Source organism: Micromonospora sp. DT63, assembly GCF_049841615.1.
In the GTDB taxonomy this organism is placed as follows: Bacteria; Actinomycetota; Actinomycetes; order Mycobacteriales; family Micromonosporaceae; genus Micromonospora.
This window is the reverse complement of the sequence record NZ_JBNCKQ010000004.1, coordinates 27,275-32,002: the sequence shown is the minus strand read 5'-3', so window position 1 is coordinate 32,002 and position 4,728 is coordinate 27,275. Positions and strand designations below refer to the sequence as shown.

General features: G+C 73.3%; 4 protein-coding genes and 3 tRNA genes. 5 read left to right on the top strand and 2 right to left on the bottom strand.

The features are described 5' to 3' along the window. The first annotated feature begins 94 nt into the window (after positions 1-94). Positions 95-688: a TetR family transcriptional regulator gene (locus ACLQ27_RS15955; protein WP_357494214.1), complete on the top strand. Its 594-nt coding sequence runs from the start codon at positions 95-97 to the stop codon at positions 686-688. 51 nt (positions 689-739) lie between these two features. On the opposite strand, the gene ACLQ27_RS15950 is transcribed toward ACLQ27_RS15955, so the two are convergent. After that, positions 740-1,606, bottom strand: coding sequence for a 3-methyladenine DNA glycosylase (locus ACLQ27_RS15950; protein WP_425867380.1), 867 nt, complete (start codon positions 1,604-1,606; stop codon positions 740-742). A 34-nt stretch (positions 1,607-1,640) separates the two neighbouring features. Beyond that, on the bottom strand, positions 1,641-3,119 hold the full coding sequence (locus ACLQ27_RS15945) for a hypothetical protein (protein ID WP_357494218.1): 1,479 nt from the start codon (positions 3,117-3,119) through the stop codon (positions 1,641-1,643). A 175-nt stretch (positions 3,120-3,294) separates the two neighbouring features. Here ACLQ27_RS15945 and ACLQ27_RS15940 point away from each other — a divergent pair, with 175 nt between their 5' ends. The 4 genes from ACLQ27_RS15940 to ACLQ27_RS15925 all read left to right on the top strand — a co-directional run bounded on the left by ACLQ27_RS15940 (position 3,295) and on the right by ACLQ27_RS15925 (position 4,728). Next, a complete protein-coding gene (locus ACLQ27_RS15940) occupies positions 3,295-4,098 on the top strand; it encodes a fumarylacetoacetate hydrolase family protein (RefSeq protein ID WP_234591312.1) in 804 nt (267 codons plus the stop codon). Between the two features lie 108 nt (positions 4,099-4,206). After that, positions 4,207-4,278: transfer RNA gene (locus tag ACLQ27_RS15935), tRNA-Gln, on the top strand. Between the two features lie 134 nt (positions 4,279-4,412). Beyond that, positions 4,413-4,485 (top strand) — tRNA-Glu (locus ACLQ27_RS15930). A 170-nt stretch (positions 4,486-4,655) separates the two neighbouring features. After that, positions 4,656-4,728, top strand: a tRNA-Glu gene (locus ACLQ27_RS15925).

Sequence of the window (4,728 nt, the reverse complement as noted above, 5' to 3'; positions counted from 1 at the left end):
AGTCCCACCTTCTATATCCCACCCCCCCCCTGGCGGCCCCGCGCGGGGGGGCGGCCCCCCCACGACGGGCCACGCGGTCAGGGAGGCTGGGACGATGAGCGACACCACAGCCCTGACCGCCGATCGCATCCTCGACACCGCCGAGGAGGTGCTGCGCCGGTACGGCCCGGCGAAGGCCACGGTGCTGGACGTGGCACGCGCGCTGGGTGTCAGCCACGGCAGCGTCTACCGGCACTTCGCCAGCAAGGCCGCGCTGCGCGAGGCGGTCGCCGAACGCTGGCTGGCCCGCGTCTCCACCCCGCTGATCGACGTCGCCACCGGTGCCGACCCGGCCCCGCAACGGCTGCGCCGGTGGCTGGCCGAGCTGAGCGGCACCAAACGGCGGATGGCCCGGGAGGACCCGGAGCTGTTCGACAACTTCCACCAACTCGCCACGCTCTCCGAGGGAGCGGTCGCCACCCACCTGGAGGTTCTCGCCGGTCAGCTCAGCCTGATCGTCGCGGACGGAGTCGCCGCCGGCGACTTCACCGTGCCCGACCCGGCGGTGGCCGGTCGCGCGCTGTTGCAGGCCACCGCGCGGTTCCACCACCCGTCGCACCGGACGGAGTGGAGCGAGCCCGGCCTCGACGACGACCTGGCCGCTGTGGTCGCGCTGCTCCTCGACGGCCTGCGAGCCCGCGCGCGCTGACTCCGGGCCACGGCACGGGCCAGCCGCCCGGCCGGGCCGGGCCGTCGACGCTCAGCCGGGAACGGCGGCCAGCAGCCGGTCGCGGAGCACTGCCGCACGGTCGGCGAACTCGCGCTGCGCTGCGGCGTACTCCGCCCGACCCTGGACGGTCTCCACCCGCACCGGCGGGTAACCGAGCGCCGCCAGGTCGTACGGGCTGGCCCGCATGTCCAACGTGCGGACCTCCCGGGCCAGCTCGAAACAGTCCGCCACCAGTTCCGAGGGCACCAGCGGCGACAACTTGTACGCCCACTTGTAGAGGTCCATGTTGGCGTGCAGACAGCCCGGCTGCTCGTGCGCGTGCTGCGTTTCCCGGGTCGGGGTGAGCAGGTTCAACGGCCGGGCCGGTGGCGTGAAGAACCGGAACGCGTCGAAGTGGCTGCACCGCACCCCGCGCTCCTCGACGACCGCGGCGGTCCGCTCCGGATCCAACCGCAACGGCCAGGCGTTGTGCCGCAGCTCCTCGCGGGTCTGCCGGTACACCATCGCCCACTCGTGCATCCCGAAGCAGCCGAAGTGCGCCGGTCGGGCGGCAGTGGCCGCCAGCAGCGAGCGGATCCACGCGATCGACTCGCCGCGTCGCTCACGTACCGCCTCGGTGTCGAGGGTGACCCCGGCGGCGGTGGCGCGGTAGTCCCGGCCGAACTCGGCCGGGTCCGCGTCGCGCAGCTCGACCCCCGCGCCCGGGTGCCAGCGCCGCAGCTGCGCCGGCCGGTGCGAGTAGTAGGTGAACAGGAAGTCGGCCACCGGATGCCGCTCACCCCGACGTCGTCGGGCCAGGTGCGGCGTCAGCCACACGTCCACCCGCTCCTCGTGGGCCCGGCGGCGCGCACGCCACGCCGCCACGTCGAGCACGGCGGGGGCGAGGGCGGCGGTCACGGACCCCAGGGTACGACCGCCGCCCGATCGCCGGTCAGGGCATGTGCACCCGGACGCCGGCCGAGAACACGCCGCTGCGCAGCTCCAGCTGCTGGGGCGGGTCCCGCCCGTCGACGGTGAACACCAGCGGGAGCACCACCCGGCTGCCCGCGGCCACCGGGTCGGCGAAGACGTCCCGACCCAGGTTGGCCGTCCGGGTGGCCGGCTCGTCAGTGCTCACCCACCGCCCGCCCGGCAGGTAGGCGCGTTGCAGCTGGCCGTGCCAGGGCTGCTGGCTGCCGGTGACGTTGCGCACACCCACGGTGGCCTGGCAACGCCGACCCCCGGCCGGTGCCGCGCCGGTCCCCCCGGCCGCGCCCGCCGCGCCACAGGTCATCCGGTAGACGGTGAACTCGAACGCGGACTCCCGCAGCGGCACACCCACCGGTCCGGAGACCCCGGTGCCCATCCACGCGCCGCTGGTCGGCTGCTTCTGGGTGTCGATCGACGACACCTGCCGGGTCGCCGTCCAGCCGGCCGTGCCGATCACGCCCGCCAGCACCACCACCGCCGCGCCGACCAGCAGCCAGACCGGCGGGGTACGCCGCCGTCGGCGCGGGTCGGGAGTCGCCGGACGTGGGTAGATCGTCCCGCGCCCACCGTCCGGCGTTCCGTTGGTGGCCAGGGCGGCGGCGGTAACCCGCCGTCCGCGCCGTCGACGCCACACATAGACCACGAGGGCGCTGAGCAGCACCAGGACGCCCAACCCGGCCAGCAGCACCGGATACCGCCGCCAGGGCGGCGCCTGGGTGACCTCGGCCGCCGGGGCGGCTCCGGCCGCCTGCCAGGTGGCGGTGGCGCAGTCGTACGGCCGGGTGCCGTCACTGGTGAACGCGCAGGCCGGTGCCGTCAGCGGCTGACCCGGCGCGACAGCGGTCAGCGCGGTGCCCAGCGTGGTGGTGCTGTGCGCGGGCAGCCGCAACCGCCAGGTCACCTCGCCCGTGGACCCGCCGGAGCGGCTGGACTGTCCGCCCCCGCTGATCGCGGTGGGCGACGACCCCGACGGCAACTCCTGGCGCACCGTCGTGTCGAGCGGCGAGTTGCCCACATTGCGGACATGGATGCGGTACCGCGGCGCCGGGCTGCTCTCCGACGCGACCGCCACCGTGACCGGAGGCGGGGGCGCGGACACCGGCACCCGCGACGGCGGTGCCACCGCCGGCGGCGCCGAGGGCGGGGTGGGCTCCGCGCTCGCCGCCACGGGCAACCGCGCGGCCACCGCCACCGCCGGCGGCGCCGGGCTGACGGACGCGGGCGGCGTGACAGCCGTCGGTCCGGGCGCTGGCGCCGTCGGACGTGGCGTCGGCGCGGCTGGTCGTGGCACGGACTCGGCTGGTCGTGGCGTGGCGGCCGCTGGTCGTGGCGCGGCTGCCGCCTCCGGGGCCGCCGCGGGCAGGGCCGGCACGGCGGCGAGGATGCCGAGGCAGTGTACGAACACCGCGAGGGCTCTGTGGTGTCGTGTCGATGCAGGCATACGAACGAACCTCCGGAGCCGACGCTAGGGGTGCGCGCCCTCCGTGCGGGTACGAAATCCCGAAGCCCACCCCGACCGCCCGGACCTGCGCTAGGGTGCCGCGACGCTGACGGGTTGCGCACACCCGGCGGCCCGTTGTGGCCGGTGAGCGTGTCGGCGGGGCTAGATTGGCCGGGTGCGTATCGCTCGTTTCGCTCATGCCAAGGGAATGTCGTTCGGAGCCGTCGAGGGCGAACCGGAGGCCGGGCCGCAGGGCCTGACCATCGCCGAGATCGAGGGTCACCCGTTCGGCCAGCTCTCCTTCAGTGGGGCCCGCTGGGCCCTCTCCGACGTCCGGTTGCTCTCGCCGATTCTGCCCAGCAAGGTGGTCTGCGTGGGCCGCAACTACGCCGACCACGCCGCCGAACTCGGCAACGAGGTGCCCAAGGAGCCGTTGCTCTTCCTCAAGCCGTCCACCTCGGTGATCGGTCCCCGCGACGCCATCCGGTTGCCGATCTTCTCCAAGCAGGTCGAGCACGAAGCGGAGCTGGCGGTCGTGATCGGTGCGCCGGGTGCCCGCCGGGCCGACCGGGCCGCCGCCGAACGCGCCATCTTCGGCTACACCTGCGCCAACGACGTGACCGCCCGGGACCTGCAGCGCTCGGACGGGCAGTGGACCCGCGCCAAGGGCTTCGACTCGTTCTGCCCGATCGGTCCGTGGATCACCACCGGGTTGGACGTCTCCGACCTGGAGATCCGGTGTGAGGTGGGTCGCAACCCGGACGAGATGGAGGTACGCCAGCTCGGCCGCACGAAGGACATGGTCTTCGACGTGGCCGGCCTGGTGTCGTACATCTCGCACGTGATGACCCTGCTGCCCGGCGACGTGGTGCTCACCGGCACTCCGGCGGGGGTTAGCCCTCTCGTCGAGGGGGATACGGTCACCGTGCGGATCGAGGGCATCGGCGAGCTCAGCAACCCGGTGGTCCCCGTCGCCTGATCCGTCCGATGCCCCTGTTTCCGCAGCTCACGGGCGGTTCGGGGGGATCGGATTTGGCCTGCCGGCACCGGGAGGGTAATGTTCACTCCCGGCGCCGCAAGGGGCCAATGGGGTATGGGGTAATTGGCAGCCCGACTGATTCTGGTTCAGTTAGTCTAGGTTCGAGTCCTGGTACCCCAGCGCAGCTGGGATTCGCGAGAATCCCGGACGCTGGATTCTGACGGAGTTCTCCTCCGCCCCGCGAGGGGCGGAGGGTGGCCTCTGGTAGAGTGCAGCTCCTCCGCACGCAAGGGTGGGGGAGCGAAAGTGGTTCTGGCCCCGTCGTCTAGCGGCCCAGGACGCCGCCCTCTCAAGGCGGTAGCGCCGGTTCGAATCCGGTCGGGGCTACATCTGTGCACAACCCGTCCCACCTCGGTGGGGCGGGTTGTTTCGTTGGTGCAGCTTGTTTCGTTGGTGCGCACGGCCGTCCACGGCGCCCAGACCCCACGCTCGCCCCGACGGACGGTGCCGCTAGACTACAGCGGCACCGCCTGCGAGGGCGGTGAACAGGAAGTTCTGGCCCCGTCGTCTAGCGGCCCAGGACGCCGCCCTCTCAAGGCGGTAGCGCCGGTTCGAATCCGGTCGGGGCTC

Excerpts from the sequence above, each read along its gene's own strand:
- ACLQ27_RS15945 (WP_357494218.1), bottom strand. The coding sequence starts at position 3,119 with ATGCCTGCATCGACACGACACCACAGAGCCCTCGCGGTGTTCGTACAC.
- ACLQ27_RS15955 (WP_357494214.1), top strand. The coding sequence starts at position 95 with ATGAGCGACACCACAGCCCTGACCGCCGATCGCATCCTCGACACCGCC.